Source organism: Rhizobium sp. SEMIA 4085 (assembly GCF_013004495.1).
In the GTDB taxonomy this organism is placed as follows: domain Bacteria; phylum Pseudomonadota; class Alphaproteobacteria; order Rhizobiales; family Rhizobiaceae; genus Rhizobium; species Rhizobium gallicum.
This window is the reverse complement of the sequence record NZ_JABEPH010000088.1, coordinates 1-18,334: the sequence shown is the minus strand read 5'-3', so window position 1 is coordinate 18,334 and position 18,334 is coordinate 1. Positions and strand designations below refer to the sequence as shown.

Annotated in this window: 14 protein-coding genes; 4 read left to right on the top strand and 10 right to left on the bottom strand. The window is 61.3% G+C overall.

The annotated features are described in order from the left end of the window. Positions 1 to 710, top strand: a 710-nt coding sequence (locus tag C9413_RS11710) for an ATP-dependent helicase (RefSeq protein WP_170250476.1), incomplete at its 5' end; no start/stop codon positions are given. On the opposite strand, the gene C9413_RS11705 is transcribed toward C9413_RS11710, so the two are convergent. From C9413_RS11705 to mscL, 4 genes are all read right to left on the bottom strand, one after another. After that, positions 707 to 1,768, bottom strand: a complete 1,062-nt coding sequence (locus tag C9413_RS11705) for an enoyl-CoA hydratase/isomerase family protein (protein ID WP_039843884.1) — start codon at positions 1,766 to 1,768, stop codon at positions 707 to 709. The genes C9413_RS11710 and C9413_RS11705 overlap by 4 nt on opposite strands. A 94-nt stretch (positions 1,769 to 1,862) precedes the next feature. After that, positions 1,863 to 2,897: a UDP-glucose 4-epimerase GalE gene (gene galE, locus C9413_RS11700; protein ID WP_170250475.1), complete on the bottom strand. Its 1,035-nt coding sequence runs from the start codon at positions 2,895 to 2,897 to the stop codon at positions 1,863 to 1,865. A 202-nt stretch (positions 2,898 to 3,099) separates the two neighbouring features. After that, positions 3,100 to 4,266 (bottom strand): pyridoxal phosphate-dependent aminotransferase, encoded by a 1,167-nt coding sequence (locus C9413_RS11695; protein WP_039843882.1) that lies wholly within the window; start codon positions 4,264 to 4,266, stop codon positions 3,100 to 3,102. Between the two features lie 120 nt (positions 4,267 to 4,386). Continuing rightward, positions 4,387 to 4,821, bottom strand: coding sequence for a large conductance mechanosensitive channel protein MscL (mscL, locus tag C9413_RS11690; protein ID WP_039843881.1), 435 nt, complete (start codon positions 4,819 to 4,821; stop codon positions 4,387 to 4,389). A gap of 216 nt (positions 4,822 to 5,037) precedes the next feature. On the opposite strand from mscL, the gene C9413_RS11685 reads away from it, so the two are divergent. Next, the gene (locus C9413_RS11685) at positions 5,038 to 8,541 is read left to right on the top strand and encodes a PAS domain-containing hybrid sensor histidine kinase/response regulator (RefSeq protein ID WP_039843880.1); all 3,504 of its coding nucleotides are present in this window, start codon (positions 5,038 to 5,040) and stop codon (positions 8,539 to 8,541) included. Between the two features lie 126 nt (positions 8,542 to 8,667). Here C9413_RS11685 and C9413_RS11680 read toward each other — a convergent pair whose 3' ends face one another. From C9413_RS11680 to C9413_RS11660, 5 genes are all read right to left on the bottom strand, one after another. Beyond that, entirely contained in the window at positions 8,668 to 8,877 is a 210-nt protein-coding gene (locus C9413_RS11680) for a cold-shock protein (protein WP_022718262.1), read from the bottom strand. 326 nt (positions 8,878 to 9,203) lie between these two features. Beyond that, positions 9,204 to 9,581, bottom strand: coding sequence for a VOC family protein (locus C9413_RS11675; protein ID WP_039843879.1), 378 nt, complete (start codon positions 9,579 to 9,581; stop codon positions 9,204 to 9,206). Between the two features lie 80 nt (positions 9,582 to 9,661). Next, on the bottom strand, positions 9,662 to 11,878 hold the full coding sequence (locus tag C9413_RS11670) for a 3-hydroxyacyl-CoA dehydrogenase NAD-binding domain-containing protein (RefSeq protein WP_170250474.1): 2,217 nt from the start codon (positions 11,876 to 11,878) through the stop codon (positions 9,662 to 9,664). Positions 11,879 to 12,052: 174 nt separating this feature from the next. Next, a complete protein-coding gene (locus tag C9413_RS11665) occupies positions 12,053 to 13,261 on the bottom strand; it encodes an acetyl-CoA C-acetyltransferase (RefSeq protein ID WP_039843877.1) in 1,209 nt (402 codons plus the stop codon). Between the two features lie 198 nt (positions 13,262 to 13,459). After that, the gene (locus C9413_RS11660; protein ID WP_039843876.1) at positions 13,460 to 15,256 is read right to left on the bottom strand and encodes an acyl-CoA dehydrogenase C-terminal domain-containing protein; all 1,797 of its coding nucleotides are present in this window, start codon (positions 15,254 to 15,256) and stop codon (positions 13,460 to 13,462) included. Between the two features lie 200 nt (positions 15,257 to 15,456). On the opposite strand from C9413_RS11660, the gene C9413_RS11655 reads away from it, so the two are divergent. After that, entirely contained in the window at positions 15,457 to 15,933 is a 477-nt protein-coding gene (locus tag C9413_RS11655) for a VOC family protein (RefSeq protein ID WP_039843875.1), read from the top strand. A gap of 47 nt (positions 15,934 to 15,980) precedes the next feature. On the opposite strand, the gene C9413_RS11650 is transcribed toward C9413_RS11655, so the two are convergent. Beyond that, a complete protein-coding gene (locus C9413_RS11650) occupies positions 15,981 to 16,841 on the bottom strand; it encodes a DMT family transporter (RefSeq protein ID WP_039843874.1) in 861 nt (286 codons plus the stop codon). A 105-nt stretch (positions 16,842 to 16,946) separates the two neighbouring features. On the opposite strand from C9413_RS11650, the gene C9413_RS11645 reads away from it, so the two are divergent. Then, on the top strand, positions 16,947 to 18,334 hold a 1,388-nt coding region (locus C9413_RS11645), incomplete at its 3' end, for a PLP-dependent aminotransferase family protein (RefSeq protein WP_170250473.1).

The window sequence follows — 18,334 nt, the reverse complement described above, 5'->3', positions numbered from 1 at the left end:
ATCCAAGTCCCTTGCAGGCCCTCGCCGACATGCCCGCCCCGCCGCGCGCCGGCGAGGATTGGACCTCCTTCGTTTCGGTCATGCAGGAGCTGAGATCCAAGAAAGCCGGCTGGCCCGCCGAAATCGGCCTGGTCCGAGAATGGTATCAGCCGCATCTCGAGCGGCTGCACGAGGATGCCGCAACGCGTCAGGCCGATCTCCTGCAGCTCGAGCAAATCGCCGGCGGCTACCCGTCGCGCGAACGCTTCCTGACCGAACTGACGCTCGATCCGCCTGATGCGACCAGCGACCAGGCGGGCGTGCCGTTGCTCGACGAGGACTATCTGATCCTCTCGACTATCCATTCGGCCAAGGGTCAGGAGTGGACCAAGGTCTTCATGTTGAACGTCGTCGACGGCTGCATTCCGTCGGATCTCGGCGTTGGCACTAGGGCGGAAATAGAGGAGGAGCGGCGCCTGCTTTATGTCGCGATGACGCGCGCCAGGGACAATCTCGATCTCGTCGTCCCGCAGCGCTTCTTCACGCACGGGCAGAATGCGCAGGGAGACCGGCACGTCTATGCCTCGCGCACCCGCTTCATCCCGGCGACACTGCTGCAATTTTTCGAGGTCTGCGGTTGGCCGCAGGTCAAGAGTGAAAGCGCCTCCGCGCAACAGGCGCGCCAAGTCCGCATCGATGTCGGCGCCCGCATGCGCGGTATGTGGCGCTAGAGGGCAAGCGGGCGATCGGCCGGTTTGAAGAACGGCGCGAGCACCTCTGCGTTTACCGCCTCGATGGTTGAAGGCGACCATTTCGGATTCCTATCCTTGTCGATCACCGCCGCCCGCACGCCCTCATAAAAGTCCGCGGATTTCAATATCTGCATACAGGCCCCTAACTCACGGTTCAGGCAGGCGGCGAGATTGACGCTCTGCCGTCCTTCCCTCAGCAGACGCAAAGTCAATTTCAGGCTCGTCGGCGAGCGCGTCTGCAGGGTCTTCCGTGTTTTGGCGGCGAATTCGCCTTCGTCAGCGGCGAGCGCTTCCATAACCTCTTCGACGCGATCGAAACAGAAGGCATGGTCGATCAACGGCCGAACGGCCTGCAGGCGGCTTTCGGTCGCCTTGCCGGCAACATGCTTCAGCAGAGCCTCGCAAGCTACCGGCGATGACCCGACCGGCAACCGAGCCAACGCGTCGATGACATTCGGCAGCCGCGACGACGGGATCTCAAAATCGGCAAGGCCGGCATAGATGGCATCCGCCGCATTCAGCTCCTGGCCGGTCAATCCTGTCCATGTTCCCGTCTGGCCGGGCATGCGCGGCAGCAGCCAGGTCGCTCCTACATCCGGGAAATAACCGATGCCGGTTTCCGGCATCGCAAGCCTCGTCCGCTCCGTCACGATGCGGTGCCGCCCATGCGCCGAAAGGCCGACGCCACCGCCCATGGTGATACCATCCATCAGGGCGACATAGGGTTTAGCGTAGCTTGCGATGCGGTGGTTGAGCGTGAACTCCTCGCGCCAGAACGTCTCCGCAAGGTCGGAACCCGAGCGCCCGCTTTCGTGAAGTGCACGAATATCACCGCCGGCGCAGAAGCCGCGGTCGCCCTCACCCGTCACCACCACGCTTGCAACGCCGTCATCATCCGCGAATTCGTCGAGCGCCGCGTCGATCATGCGCACCATGTCGAGCGTCAGGCTGTTCAGCGCCTTCGGCCGATTGAGGCGGATGATCCCCGCCGTGCCGCGCCGTTCGATAATGACTTCCCGTTCGTGATTGTTCTGCATGTCCGCCGTCCACCCTCGATTGACCCCCCATCAATAAACAGAGGGAGCGCTTCGTTCCAGTGGACTTTGCGTCGAAAAACAGGCGTGATCGCTCTTAGAAGGACGCCGCGACAAGGGCACGGTGCACACCCTGCAGCTCCCCGACCCTGCGGTTGATCAGCGCCAGCTCCCAGTCCAGTGCGCTGCGAACGATCGTCTCAAGGGAATCGTATTTCGGCGTCCAGTCCAGCACGCGATGCGCCAAGGTGGCGTCGGCGACGACACTTGCGGCATCGCCCGGACGGCGTGGCGCCATATGAATCTTGAACGCGTAGCCGTGCAGGCGCACCACCATGTTCAGAACGTCGAGCACCGTATAGCCGGAACCATAGCCACAATTCGCGACCAACGATCCCTTGCCCTTGCGCAGATGCTGCAGCGCCTTGAGGTGAGCCTCGGCAAGATCGGTGACATGGATATAGTCGCGCACGCCGGTGCCGTCATGCGTCGGATAGTCGATGCCGTAGACATGCACGCTGTCGCGCTTGCCGAGGGCTGCCTCGCAGGCGACCTTGATGAGATGCGTCGCGCCGCTGGTGGATTGTCCGGCACGGCCGTGCGGATCGGCACCTGCAACGTTGAAGTAGCGGAGCGCCACATAGTCGAAATCATAGGCCGCAGCAGCGTCGCGCAGCATGAACTCCGTCATCAGCTTCGACTGGCCATACGGATTTTCCGGGTTGAGCGGCGCTGTTTCCTTGACCGGATCGGAAGTCTTTTGCGGACCATAGACCGCCGCCGTCGACGAGAAGACGAAATGGCGCACACCGGCAGCGATCGCCGCGCTCAGGAGCGCACGCGTCTTGCCGGAATTGTTGTCGTAATAAGATAGCGGATCGGCAACCGAAGCCGGAACGACCGCGGAGCCCGCAAAATGGATGATCGCCTCGATGTCGTTCTCGATGAAAATCGTCTTGAGGACCTCGGCATCGGCGATATCCCCCAGGTAGAAGCGCGCAGCAGGCGCGACAGCCCAGCGAAAGCCGGTGGAAAGGCGATCGAGCACGACGACCTTCTCGCCTGCATCGAGCAGTGCCCAAACCATGTGACTGCCGATGTAGCCGGCGCCGCCTGTCACCAAAATTGCCATGTCCCGTTCCCTGTTTAATCGGACAGGGCATCTGACGCGGGTTTTCCTTTCAGATCTTCTTATCAGGCACCCGTTCGGACGCCTTTGAACCGGTAAGTTTGCTGCTGTGGTTAGAGGCTGATTTCCGGCTTTGCTACAATTTTAGCGAACCACCGTTTCCGGCATCAAAAAGGCTCCGGCTGCGACAGCCGGGCCTTGAGCGTCAAAGTTTCAGAATGTAATCGCAAAGCTTGTCGGCTGCTGCCTTGACCTGTAGCGGATCGCGCAGGAAACAGGCTCGCAGGAAAAGCTCGCCGCCTGCGCCGAAGGCGGTTCCGGGCGCCAGTCCGACGCCCGTCTTGTCGACGATGTCCAGCGCTGCTTTGCGGCTGTCGGTGACGCCGTCGATCTTCAAAAAGGCGTAGAGCGCACCGTCCGGCTTCAACGTCTCGACGCGGTTTGTGGCAATCAGTGCATCGCAGAGGATGTCGCGCGAAAGAGCCGCCTTCTGGATATTGGCCTCGACGAACGCATCGCCCTCGGTGAGGGCTGCCACCGCACCCTTCTGCATGAATTGCGCGACGCCCGAGGTCGAATATTGGATCAGGTTTTCGAGCACCTGCCCGGTTTCCGCTGGCGCCACGATCCAGCCGACACGCCAGCCGGTCATCGACCAGTTCTTCGAGAAGGAATTGACGAACATGACCTTGTCGCCCGGTACCATGATATCAAGAAAAGAAGGCGCACGGGTTCCGGCGTAGAAATATCGGGCATAAATTTCATCCGCCATGATCCAGAGATCGCGCTTGCGGGCAAGTTCAAGGAGGTCCGCGAGATCCCTCTTCGTGGCGGTCCACCCTGTCGGATTGGATGGCGTGTTGATGAACAGCGCCCTTGTCTTCGGGGTGAGTGCCGCTTCGATGCGATTGAGATCGACCACCCATTTGCCGCCCTCGAACTGAAGCTCAACGCCGACGGAGCGGGCACCGGCAATTTCCAGCGCAGCGGCGATATTCGGCCAGGCGGGCGTCAGGTAGACCAGTTCGTCGCCCGGCGACGTCAATGCCTGCACCGCAATCTGGATCGCCTGCATGCCTGAGCCGGTGACATAGAAATGCTCAGCGGGCAGGCTGATGCCGAAATGCCGGGCGTAATAGTCAGATAGTGCCTGGCGAAGCTCCGGAATGCCGCGCTGCCAGGTATAGAAGGTCTCTCCCGCTGCCAGCGCGTCCATTGCCGCCCGGCTGATGAAATTCGGTGTCGGAAGATCCCCCTCGCCGACCCAGAGCGGTAGCAGGCCATCGCGGCCACGGGCATAATTGACGACTTCGACGATCCCGCTTTCTGGCGCCGAAACGGCGCGCGGGCTGAGGCTGTTCATAATCGACATGCAGATCTCCGGTTTTCGCCTTCATAGTACAAAACCGGGCGCAAATCCCATGAGAATGCGTGATGCCGCATCGCTTTTCGTTATGAATCAACCTCGCAAAGTACGGGCTGCGAGCCTTGATCAGACCGCCGGGCGCTTGGCCAGCAGATCGCGGATTTCCGTGAGGAGCGCGACATCGGCCGGCGGCGGCGCCTCCTCCGCTGCCTTTTGCTCGTTGCGCTCGACCTGCCTGCGCAGCATATTCACGCCCTTGATCATCAGGAAGATGATCCAGGCAAGGATCAGGAAATTGATGACCACGGTGATGAAATTGCCATAGGCGAAGACAGCACCCTGCGCGCGGGCTGCGGCAAGCGTCGGCGCGTTGACCGCAGACGAAAGACCGAAGAAGTAGTTGGAAAAATCGAAACCGCCGAAAACGGCACCGACGATCGGCATGATGATATCGTCGACCAGCGATTTGACGATGCCGCCGAAAGCACCGCCGATGATGACGCCGACGGCAAGGTCCATGACGTTGCCTCGGGCGATAAAGGCCTTGAATTCATTGAGCATCCGATCTGTCTCCCTCTGATGCGCTCTCACGGACAGTCCCCTGTTTTTATTAGCTACATCTCTTGATTGATTATTCAATTGCAAAATTGAAACAACCAGGACCTTCCTGCGCCTTGGACTTAATGCCTAGATCATCGCAATTTCCAAGACCGATGATTTCCCTTAGTCTTGATGTCTTTTGAAAGAACCGGCAAATGGCGCGCCGGTGGAGGGTCGATGCTTCAAGGCTGGGTTATTATCGCGTTTGCCTTCGGCTATCTGCTGCTGCTTTTTGCGGTCGCAAGCTATGGTGACCGTAGAAGCCAGAGGCTGGGCATACCGGACGGCGGCTGGCCGATCGTCTATGCGCTGAGCCTTGCGATCTACTGCACCTCCTGGACCTATTTCGGCGGCGTCGGGCTCGCTTCGCAGCGCGGCCTTGAATTTGCCGGGATCTATATCGGCCCGATCCTCGTCTTCACGCTCGGCATGCCGGTGCTGCGGCGGATCATCGAACTTGCCAAGGCCGAAAAGCTTACCTCCGTCGCGGACTTCCTCGCCGCCCGCTATGGGAAGAATCCCACGGTCGCAACGATCGTGGCGCTGATCTCGCTGATTGGCACAATTCCTTATATCGCACTGCAGCTGAAGGCGATCAGCAGCACGGTGACCGCGATGGTCAATCCTTCGGATTATGGCATTGGCAGCGGCAACCTCTACTTCCTCGATCTGCCGCTGATCGCAACCCTGGTGCTTGCCTGCTTCGCCGTCATGTTCGGCACGCGGCACACCGATGCGACAGAGCACCAGGACGGACTGATCCTCGCCGTTTCGATGGAATCGCTGGTCAAGCTCGTCGCCTTCCTGACCGCCGGCATCTGCGTCATCTGGTTTCTCTTCGATGGGCCTGCCGACCTTTGGCGGAAAAGCGTGGACAACCAGTTGGTCAACGCAACCCTCAACTACAAGACGCCGATCAGCCGTTGGATCACGCTGATACTGCTGTCGGCTATTGCGATCATCATGCTACCGCGCCAGTTTCACGTCACCGTCGTCGAAAACCGCTCGGCAAAACAGCTGCGGCTCGCCGGCTATCTCTTTCCGCTCTATCTCATTGCCATCAATCTCTTCGTGCTGCCGGTGGCGATTGGCGGCCTGCTGACCTTCGGCGGCGCAGGCAATGCCGACTTTTACGTGCTGTCCCTGCCGCTTGCCGGGCAGATGCAGATCGTTTCGCTGATCACCTTCATCGGCGGCTTTTCGGCGGCGACCGCAATGGTCATCGTCGATTCCGTTGCGCTTTCCATCATGGTGTCGAACGACATCATCATGCCGATCTTCCTGCGCCGGAAGCTTGCCGGACGCAGCGGCCAGCGCGATGACTTCGCGAAAAGCCTGCTCAACATCCGCCGCAGCGCTATCTTCGCCGTCCTGCTGCTCGGCTATGCCTATTACCGCTCGACCGACAGCACGACCGGCCTTGCCTCGATCGGCCTTTTGTCCTTCGCCGCGATCGCACAGATCGCACCCGCCTTCTTCGGCGGACTTATCTGGCGGCGGGCCAATGCACGCGGCGCCATTCTCGGCCTCACGTCGGGTTTCGTCATCTGGTTCTACCTGCTCTTTCTGCCTTCGCTCGGCGGGCCGGATTATTCCTATGTCGCGACCGCCTTCCTCAGCTTCATCTTTCCGGGCACGGCGCTTTTTGCAGCAGCCGATGCCGATCCACTCGTCAATGCCACAGCGATGAGCCTGCTTATCAATACCGGCTTCTTCATCGTCGGCTCGATGACGCGCAACGCCCGTCCGCTGGAGCGCATCCAGGCAGGCATCTTCGTGAAGGGGCAGTCGCGCTCGCAGTTTGCGACCCGCGGATGGAAGACCCGCATCAGCGTCGGCGACCTGAAAACAGCAATCTCGCGCTATCTCGGCGAAGAGCGCATGCAGCGATCGCTTACAACATACGAGCAGAATTCCGGGCGCAAGCTGGAGGACGACCAGCCAGCCGACATGGCGCTCATCCACTTCACCGAACAACTGCTCGGCAGCGCCATCGGATCCTCCTCCGCGCGGTTGGTGCTTTCGCTGATCTTGCAGAAGACCGAGGACGCATCCGCCGACACGGCATGGCTGCTCGACCAGGCAAGCGAGGCGCTGCAGTATAACCAGGACATGCTGCAGACGGCGCTTTCGCAGATGGACCAGGGCATTGCCGTCTTCGACAGCTCCAACCAGCTGACGATCTGGAACCGGCGCTTCCGCCAGCTTCTCGACCTGCCGGAGGATGTCGGCCGTGTCGGCTTTCCGCTTTCGGAAATCGTGGCGATCTTGAGCCAGCGCGGTGACGTTCCAGCCGCCGAACTCAGCCAGACGGTGCGGCATTTCCTGACGCTCGACAAACCCTTCTCGCTCGTTCTCGGCGGCGGCGCACGGATCATCGAAGTGCGGTCCAACGCTATGCCGGACAAGGGCATCGTGGCGACCTTTACCGACATTACCCAGCGTGTTGCGGCCGACCAGGCACTGAAGCAGGCAAACGAGACGCTGGAGCAGCGCGTTGCCGAGCGAACGGCGGAGCTCACGCGAGTGAACCGCGAACTCGGCGAGGCGCGAGCGGCCGCCGATGAAGCGAACATCGGCAAGACCCGCTTCTTTGCCGCCGCCGGCCACGACATCCTGCAACCGCTGAATGCGGCGCGGCTTTACTCCTCCGCCCTCGTCGAGCGCATCGCGCAGTCCGAAAACGGGCCGATCGTGCGCAATATCGATTCTGCCCTGGAATCGGTCGAAACCATTCTGGGGGCCGTTCTCGACATCTCGCGGCTTGATACGGGTGCGATGCGGCCGCGCCTGACATCCGTGCCGCTGGCCGGCCTGCTGGAGCGCATCGAGACCGATTTTGCGCCGATTGCCCGGGCGAAGAAGCTGAAGCTTGTCGTGATGCCGACATCGCTGCGGGTCCGCTCCGATCCCAACCTGCTGCGGCGCCTCGTGCAGAACCTTGTTTCCAACGCCATCAAATATACGTTGACCGGCAAGGTGCTGGTCGGCGCCCGGCGGCGGGGAAACCAGGTGGTGATCCAGGTGATGGATTCGGGCATCGGCATCCCGCCCTCGAAGTTCCGCACCGTCTTCAAGGAATTCGCGCGCCTCGACGAAGGCGCGAAAACGGCCTCCGGCCTCGGCCTCGGCCTTTCGATCGTCGACCGCATCGCCCGCGTCCTCAACCATCCGGTCGAGCTGCATTCGACGCACGGCAAGGGCACGGATTTCCGCATCGTCATGCCACTCGATGTTTCCAAGGCCGGTGCGGCACCGTCCTCGGCAGCGGCGACCGATCGGTTGCCGCAACCGCTCAAGGGATTAAGGATCCTTTGCATCGACAACGAGCCGAAGATCCTCGAAGGCATGCGGCTCTTGATTTCCGGGTGGGGTTGCGAGGTGGAGGCTATCGACTCCCTGGCCATGGCTTCGGGTTTCGATACGCGTCAGCCCGCGCCCGATCTCATCATCGCGGACTATCATCTCGGTGACGGGACCGGAATGTCCGCGATCTTAAGTTTGCGAAAGTGCTTCGGGACCGATCTCCCGGCGCTGCTGGTGACCGCCGACCGGACACCGGAGGTCAGGGTGGAGGCGGAGCGCCACGGCATCGCCATCCAGCACAAGCCGGTGCGCCCGGCCGCCCTTCGCGCCTTCATCACGCAGATTTCCGGGCTGAAGCGCGCAGCGGCGGAGTGATATAAAAGGCGCTTGGCGCAAACGAAAAAAAGGCCGGGCTAACCCGACCTTCCTGCCATCTCGACGAAACGTGCCAGTACATCCGTGGTCACGTTCCGGAGATGATATTCTCAAGCCTTGCGAGGCTCAGGCCGCCTGAAGACGGTCTGCCGACATCTTGCCCGAACGCTTGTCGGAAACGAGCTCGTAGGAAAGCTTCTGGCCTTCCTGGAGGTCGCGCATTCCGGCACGCTCGACAGCGGAGATGTGGACGAAAACGTCGGCTGCGCCGTCATCCGGCTGAATGAAGCCGAAGCCCTTGGTTGCGTTGAACCACTTAACGGTACCTGTGTTCATGACGATATCCTTTAAAATCGTACGTAGAAGATAACGCACCGGCCAAAGCCGACGCGCGATGAAGACCGATTTTGGAGGAAGTTCGCCAGGAACGGCACAAATGGCCGAAACAAAGTCCATCTAGCAAGATCGATGTGCAGGCATTTACGCGAAAATTGTCTCCAGCGCAAGGCGGAACGAGAAGGAGCGCAATTTTCGTTCCTGATGGGCAGTCATACGATACCGGGGTTCCTCACCCGTCCGGCACTTTCATGCGCCGGTTTCCTCATCCTCCGCATTGCGCATACGCGCTGTCGTTGGGTGCGAAATTTGACCGAAGACTCGTTTTATCTCGCGGGCACGATGCAGAACTGATTGCCCTGCGGGTCCTTCATCACCGTATAGCCTGGTTCCCTTCGCTGGACGCTGCCGCCTAGCGCGGTGATGCGTTCGATTGCGGCTGGAACATCATCGACGGCAATATCCAGATGGACCCGGTTGTTGCTGTAATCGCGCAGCGGGACGCGCTGGAAACAGAGCGACGGGCCGGGGCCGTCCACCATCACGGTCGGGTCCGTCTCCGGCGTAAACCCACGCTTCGCCAATCGGCTGATTTCGGCGTCGTCATAGGGACGGACCTGGTAGCCATCGAGAATTGCCGCCCAGAAGGCGGCGAGGCGCGAGGGGGTTTCAGCTTCGATGACGATTTCGGCGATAGTGGCCATGAAAGTCTCCTGGGAACGGGCGCGCCCCTTGCTGCGTCACCTTGAGCCTTGACAGACTAAACACAAATCATTGAGGCGGCTCACGCCACCTCCTTCTCCTTTGCATACGGATCAAACCGGCCATAAAACGTCTCGTCCTTCGCGGCCATGTCGTTCAGCAGCGACGTCGGCTTGAAATGCAATCCGTAAGAAGCGGCTAACGTTTCACACAATTCCACGAACTTCTTGGCGCCCATGCCGTCGATGTAGCTGAGCGCGCCGCCAGTATAAGGCGCGAAGCCGAAGCCGAGGATGGAGCCGACGTCGGCCTCGCGGGGGTCGGTGACGATGCCTTCTTCGACCGTGCGGGCGGCTTCGAGCGCGATGGTGACCAGGAAGCGCTGCTTGAGGGTGTTGACGTCCACGCCCTCTGCCTTCTTCTGCGGGTAGAAGGACTTCAGTTCGGGCCAGAGGGACTTCTTTGCGGGCTTCGCAGGGTAGTCGTAGAAGCCCTTGGAGTTCTTGCGGCCGAAGCGGCCTTCCTTTTCCACCATGCGGGAGACGAGCTCCATGTGGCGGGGGGCGATCGCCTTTTCGCCCAGGTCCGCGACCGTGGCCTTGAGGATCTTCAGCGACAGGTCGATGGCGACCTCGTCGTTCAGCGCCAAGGGGCCGACCGGCATGCCGGCCATCTTGGCGGCGTTCTCGATCATCGCAGGCGGCACGCCTTCGATGAGCATGTCATAGCTTTCGGCCATGTAGCGCAGCACGCAGCGATTGACGAAGAAGCCGCGGGTGTCGTTGACGACGATCGGCGTCTTCTTGATGGCGGCGACATAATCCAGCGCCACGGCGAGCGTATTGTCGCCGGTTTCCTTGCCGAGGATGACTTCGGTCAGCATCATCTTTTCCACCGGCGAGAAGAAGTGGATGCCGATGAAATTTTCCGGGCGTTTGGAATTTTTCGCCAGGCCGGTGATCGGCAGGGTCGAGGTGTTGGAGGCAAAAATCGCGCCTTCGGAGAGCACTTCCTCGACGGCTTCGATGACGTCCTTCTTGACCTCGCGATCTTCGAAGACGGCTTCGATGACGAGATTGGCGTCCTTCAGATCGGCGTAATCGGCAGATGGAGTGATGCGGGAGAGGATGGCGACACCCTCTTCCTGCGTAAGACGCCCCTTACCGATGGACTCCTTCACCAGGCCTTCGCCGGTCGCCTTGCCCTTGTTGGCCGCGTCCATATCGCGATCTATCAGGATGACGTCGATACCGGCGGCGGCCGTAACATAGGCGATCGAGGCGCCCATGAAGCCGGCGCCGACGACGCCGACTTTCTTCAGGTCGGTCTTGGGCACACCTGCCGGGCGGCGGGCCCCCTTGCCAAGCTCCTGCATCGAGATGAAGAGCGAGCGGATCATCGAGAAGGCTTCGGTGGTCTGCAGCACCTGCGTGAAATAGCGCTGCTCGATCTTCAGCGCCGTATCGAAAGGCACCTGCAGGCCTTCATAGACACATTTGAGGATGGCAAGCGCGCCCGGATAATTCCCGGCGGTCTCGCGGCGCAAGATCGCGGGAGCGGCCGGCCAGAGCTGTGCGGAGGCAGGCGTCCAGATGCCGCCGCCGGGCGCCTTGAAGCCTTTCTCATCCCAAGGAGCGACGGGCTTCAGGCCATCCTTGATCATCTGCTTGGCAGCCGGGATGAGCTGGTCCGGCTCGACCACCTGATGCACGAGATTCATTGCCTTGGCGCGGGAGGCAGAGAGCGACTGACCGGTCGTCATCATCTGCAGGGCGGACTGGGCATCGGCCAGGCGCGCGACGCGCTGCGTGCCGCCGGCCCCGGGGAAAATGCCGACCTTGACCTCAGGCAGCGCGATCTTCACCGACTTGGCATTGGAGGCGACGCGGCCATGGCAGGCGAGCGACATTTCCAAGGCACCGCCCATGCAGGTGCCGTTGATCGCCGAGACCCAGGGCTTGCCGCAGGTTTCGAGCTTGCGGAAGAGGCCGGTCATGCGGCCGACGAGATCGAACAGTTTCTGCGCAGCGGTTTGCGGGTTTGCAGCCTTCTCCTGCTGGTAGAGGGTAAACATCGACTTGATCATCGACAGGTCCGCGCCACCGGAGAAGGTGGACTTGCCGGAGGTGATGACGACGCCCTTGACGGCGGTATCGGCAACCGTGGCGTCGACGATGGCGTTCAGCTCGTCCATTACCTCTTCGGTGAAGACGTTCATGGACTTGCCGGGCATATCCCAGGTGACGAGCGCAATGCCGTCGGCGTCGGTTCTAACGGTGAAGTTCTTATAGGTATTCATGGCGGGACTCCTCTCCCTTGAAATCTCTTCCAGCAGTGCGACCTTGTACGGCCCCTTTCTTTGCCGTCATGGTCGGCCTTGACCTGACCATCCAGCCCTTAGGCGGTGTATCCTCCGGTCAAGCCCGAGGATGACGGACATAAGCGAGCAGGCCGCCCCAAAGGTTCTCCGCGACTAAACTCTCTCGACCACCGTCGCCGTGCCCATGCCGGCGCCGATGCACAGCGTGACGAGCGCGGTATTGAGATCGCGGCGCTCTAGCTCGTCCAACACGGTGCCGAGGATCATCGCGCCCGTGGCGCCGAGCGGGTGGCCCATGGCGATGGCGCCGCCATTGACGTTCATCCGGTCGTGCGAAATGTCGAAAGCCTGCATGTAGCGCAGCACGACGGCGGCGAAGGCTTCGTTGAGTTCGAAGAGATCGATGTCTGAAAGCTGCATGCCGGTGCGCTTCAGCAGCTTTTCCGTGACGTCGACGGGGCCGGTCAGCATCAGCGCCGGGTCGGAGCCGATATTGGCAAAGGCCTTGATGCGGCCGCGGGGTTTGAGGCCCATCGTTTCGCCGCCGGCCTTGGAGCCGAGCAGCACGGCAGCGGCGCCATCGACGATACCCGAGGAATTGCCGGCGTGATGGACGTAGTTGATGCGCTCGACCTCCGGATGGGCCTGGATGCCGACAGCCTCGAAGCCGCCCATTTCGCCTGGCATCTGGAAGGACGGATTGAGGGAGGCCAACGCCTGCATATCGGTGCCGGGGCGCATGTGCTCGTCATGGGCAAGGATCGTCAGGCCGTTCTGGTCCTTCACCGGAATGACCGAATTCTTGAAGTAGCCCTTTTCCCACGCATTGGCAGCGCGCTTCTGGCTTTCGACGGCATAGGCGTCGACGTCGTCGCGGGAGAAGCCGTATTTGGTGGCGATGAGATCGGCCGAGACGCCCTGCGGCATGAAATAGGCGGGGAAATTGACCGACGGGTCCATGAACCAGGCGCCGCCGGACATGCCGAGGCCGACGCGTGACATGCTTTCGACGCCGCCGGAAATCACGATGTCATCGGCCCCTTGCGAAATCTTGCCGGCCGCAAGGTTTACGGCATCGAGGCCGGAGGCGCAGAAGCGGGAGATCTGGATGCCGGGGGCGTGCGTCGAATAGCCGGCCTCGAAGGCTGCGGCCTTGGGAATGACGGCGCCGGCGTCCATCACCGGGTCGACGCAGCCCATGATGATGTCGTCGACCGTCTTCGTGTCGAGCCCGTTGCGGTCGCGGATCGCCTCCAGCGTCTTGGCGGCGAGGCGGACGGAGGGCACCTCGTGCAGCGAGCCATCCTTCTTGCCGCGGCCGCGCGGCGTGCGGACGTGATCGTAAATGAAAACCTCGGTCATTGTCTCATCTCCCTATCGGCCGGGTGGCCGTTGAATTCCGTGTCTTCCCTTCCCCCAAGCAGGGAGAAGTACCGAACAAGCGAGGCGATAAGGGTCCCCGGCAAAGCCGGAGCCAGAAGAAAGCCACGCCTGAGGCGCGCTCCCTCATCCGGCCCTTCGGGCTACCATCTCCCCGGCGGGGAGAAGGGGCAACCCAAATCAAAACGCCTCGGCGGGCAAGGTCATCATCGTCTCGGCGCCTGTCTCGATGCGAGCCTTGCGCAGTGCGGTTTCCGGCATGATGCGCTCCATGAAGAAGCGGGCGGTCACAAGCTTGTTCCTGAGATAGCTTTCGCGCGGCGAATCGCCGCTCGCAAGGCCATCCTCTGCGGCTTTCGCCATCTTCGCCCACATATAGCCGAGAACGACGAGGCCGAAGAGATGCATGTAGTCCGTCGAGCCGGCACCGGCATTGTCGGGCTTTGCCATCGCATGCTGCATGAACCACATGGTCGCCGCCTGCACGTCGTTCAAGCCCTTCTTCAGGTTCTTGGTGAAGAAGGTCATCTTCTCGTCGTTGCGGTTCTCCTCGCAGAAATCGCCGATCTCCTTGAAGAGCGCCATGACGGCGCGGCCGCCGTTGAGACCCAGCTTGCGGCCGACGAGATCGAGCGCCTGGATGCCGTTGGCACCTTCGTAGATCATCGCGATACGGGCGTCGCGCACGTACTGGCTCATGCCATGCTCTTCGATATACCCGTGACCGCCGAAGATCTGCTGGGCCATGACGGCGTGATCAAAGCCCTTGTCGGTCATCACGCCCTTGAGGATCGGGGTGACGAGGCCGAGGATGTCATCTGCCGTCTGGCGCTCGGCATCGCTCGCGGCGCGGTGGGCGATGTCGGATTTCAGCGCTGTCCAGAGGAGGAACGCACGGCCGGCCTCGTTGAAGGCGCGGATGGTCATCAGCGTTCGGCGGATATCGGGATGGACGATGATCGGATCAGCCTTCTTTTCCGGCGCCTTCGGGCCGGAGAGCGAACGGCCCTGGATGCGCTCGCGGGCGTAGTTCACAGCGTTCTGATAGGCAATTTCCGAGATCGAGAGGCCCTGCAGGCCGACGCCGAGGCGAGCCTCGTTCATCATCACGAACATGGCGTTCAGGCCGCGGTTTTCCGCGCCGATCAGGAAGCCGGTCGCCTCGTCGTAATTCATGACGCAGGTAGCATTGCCGTGAATGCCCATCTTGTGCTCGATCGCGCCGCAGGAGACGGCATTGCGGTCGCCCGGCGTGCCGTCGGCATTGACGAGGAACTTCGGCACGATGAAGAGCGAGATGCCCTTGGTGCCTTCCGGCGCACCCTCGATGCGGGCGAGCACCAGATGGACGATATTGTCCGTCATGTCGTGCTCGCCGGCGGAGATGAAGATCTTCTGGCCGGAAATCTTGTAGCTGCCGTCACCCTGCGGCACAGCCTTGGTGCGAAGCAGGCCTAGATCGGTGCCGCAATGCGGTTCGGTGAGGTTCATGGTGCCCGACCATTCGCCGGCAACCATCTTTGGCAGATAGGCCTGCTTCTGCTCGTCCGACCCGTGGACGAGAATCGCCGCAATGGCGCCTTGCGTCAGCCCCGGATACATCATCAGCGACATGTTCGCCGCGGAGGTATATTCGCCAACGGCGGCATGCAGCGTGTAGGGAAGGCCCTGGCCGCCGAATTCCTCCGGTACGGCAAGACCGATCCAGCCCCCTTCGCAATAGGTCTTGTAGGCCCCCCTGAAGCCCTTCGGCGTCGTGACCGAACCGTCGTCCGCCCGCCTGCAGCCTTCCTGATCGCCGGAATAATTCAGCGGGAAGAGCACTTCCTCTGCCACCTTTGCCGCCTCGCCCAGAATGGCCGCGATCATGTCCGGCGTTGCATCGGCAAAACCCGGCAGATTATTGTAGCGCTCGATGCCCAGCACGTCGTTCAGCACGAAGAGCGTGTCATTAACCGGAGCCTTGTAGACTGGCATTGTTCGAATTCCTCCAATTCGGCAACCGGACGGGACCGGCATTTGAGAGTCTCTTACAAAATATTGACGTTTGCGTAAACGTCAAATCTTGCATGCGGGCAAATTTGTGGGAAAGAATCTTTGCGCCTGTCGGAGGACCTCCGCCTGAAACGTCCTTGGGCTGTCAACCATTGTCAGCACATAGACGAGGAGACTATCCAATGACCAAGGTCAGCACGAATATCTGGTTCGAAAAGGACGCAAAGGAAGCCGTCGAATTTTATGTCTCGATGGTGCCTAATTCTTCCATCCGGCGCACGACCGTGGTTCCCGCGGATACGCCGAGCGGGCCGGAGGGCAGCTGCAAGGTTATCGAGTTCAGACTTGGCGATCAGGAGTTCACGGCGCTGGAGGCCGGGCCGCTCGATCCGCTCAATCATTCCTTCTCGATCGTCGTCGCATGCGAGACGCAGGCCGAGATCGACCGGCTCTGGGATGGCTTCCTGCAGAACGGCGGCGTGGCGGAGGCATGCGGCTGGCTGAAGGACCGCTGGGGGCTTTCCTGGCAGGTGGTGCCGCGCGTGCTCGGCGAAATGATGGCCGACCCGGACCGGGCCAAGGCGCGACGCATGACCGAAGTCATGCTGCAGATGGTCAAACTCGATATCCCCAAGCTTGAAGCGGCATTTCGTGGCTAAGCGGGATGCCGGATGGTTCAGGCGGAGCCGAAGTTCCACCTGCTGCTCTATCGCGCAAATTTCTTCGCGCCCGCAACGCAGGCCACGACGGCCAGCGTAACCGCAAACATGCTTAGGCTCACCTTCTCATGAAGCAGCACAGCTGCAAGCGCCAGGCTGAAGAAGGGCTGCAGCAATTGCAGCTGGCCGACGGCAGCGATTCCGCCGAGCGCAAGGCCGCGATACCAGAATATGAAGCCGATCAGCATGCTGAAGAGAGAGACATAAGCAAGACCGATCCAAGACGTGCTTGCTGCATCCGGGAAGGACGGCGGCATGACGACGAGTGACAGCACGAGCATGACCGGCAGCGAGAGAACGAGCGCCCAGGAAATAACCTGCCAGCCGCCCAGCTTGCGCGACAGCCGACCCCCTTCCGCATATCCCAGCCCACAGACGATGACCGCCGCGAGCATCAAGAGATCGCCGACCGAGGATGCGGCATCCTCGCGCATCAGTGCAAAGCCCGCGACTATGGCGCTGCCGAGGCAGGAAAACAGCCAGAAGACCGGACGTGGGCGCTCGCCGCCGCGCAGCACGCCGAAGACGGCGGTCGCCAATGGCAGAAGGCCGATGAAAACTGTCGAGTGAGCCGAAGTGATGTGCTTCAACGCAAATGCGGTGAGCAGCGGAAAGCCGATAACCACGCCCAGCGACACCACAAGCAGCGAGAGAAGATCGGCGCGGCCAGGACGCTTTTCGCGAAAGGCGAGCAGCAAGCATAAGGCAAGCATGCCAGCGATCGCGGCGCGGGCGACGGTCAGGAACAGCGGATCGAAATTTGCGACCGCAACGCGCGTCGCCGGAAGCGATCCGCTGAAGATCAACACTCCCAGAAAACCGTTGATCCAGCCGCCTGTCCTGTCCATCGCCATGCTCCTGCGTTGTCATCGCTATCGACCGCAAGGGCTGGAACCACCAGAGACAGTGCTATACAATCAAAACAAACTGTTATGGATACGGATACAGTACAGATGGATCAACAGTCGATGAAGCGCGAGAGCGGCGGCAAGCGCATAGAAGCCGTCATGGCGGAAATCCGCAGCCGGATCGCAGCTCGCGGGCTCGTGCCGGGATCCCGCCTGCCCTCGGTGCGCGCCTTTGCCAGAACGATGCAGGTCTCGCCTTCGACTGTCGTGGAAGCCTATGAACGGCTGGCCGGCGAAGGCCTGATCCGTTCACGGCCGGGTTCCGGCTTCTACGTTTCGAGCCCGCTTGCGCCGCTTACGCTTTCCGAGATCGGGCCGAAGCTCGATCGGGCGATCGATCCATTGTGGGTCTACCGACAGTCGCTGGAAGACGCGCCCGAACTCCTGAAGCCCGGATGCGGCTGGCTGCCGGCAAGCTGGATGCCGGAGATAGCAATACGGAAGGCGCTTCGCGCGATCTCCCGCGGCGAAGGGCGCGTACTTGCAGATTATGGAACGCCGCTTGGGCTACCACAGCTTAGGCAACTGCTCTCGCGCCGCATGGGTGAGCGCGGCATTGCAGCAGCTCCCGACCACATCATTCTTACCGAGTCGGGCACGCAGGCGATCGACCTTCTGTGCCGCTTTCTGATCGAGCCAGGTGATGGCGTATTGGTGGACGATCCCTGCTATTTCAATTTCCATGCACTGTTGCGCGCTCACCGTGCGAACGCCATTGGCGTTCCGATGACGCCCAGCGGGCCGGATATCGAGGCATTCGAGCGGGCGATCGATGAGCACCGGCCGCGGCTCTACATCACCAACTCGTCAATCCATAACCCGACAGGCGCGACGTGTTCACCTGTTGTCGCACACCGCCTGCTGCAAGTTGCCGAGCGCGCCGGCCTGACAATCATCGAAGACGATATCTTCGCCGATCTCGAGGATGAGCCGGCTCCTCGTCTCGCCGCATTCGACGGACTGGAGCGTGTGGTCCATATCGGCAGCTTCTCCAAGACGCTTTCCGCCTCTGTCCGTTGCGGCTTCATAGCCGCGAGACCAGATTGGATCGAGCCGCTCACCGACCTCAAGATGGCGACAAGCATCGGCGGCGGGCGGCTCTCGTCCGAGCTGATCCTGCTGCTTTTGAAGGACGGCAGCTACCGCAAGCATCTGGACGCACTGCGCGTTCGCCTTTCAAGAGCGATGGACGAGACGGCAGCCCGCCTTGCGCCGCTCGGCATCACGCCATGGATAAGGCCGCAGGCGGGCATGTTTGTCTGGTGCAAGCTGCCGGACGGCGTAGACGCTGCCGATATCGCCCATGCCTGCCTTGCCGACAACGTCGTCTTAGCGCCGGGCAATGCCTTCAGTCTGTCGCAGACAGCACGTGGTTTCATGCGCTTCAACGTCGCCCAGTCGGATGATCGAAGGATATTCCGGTCGCTGGAGAG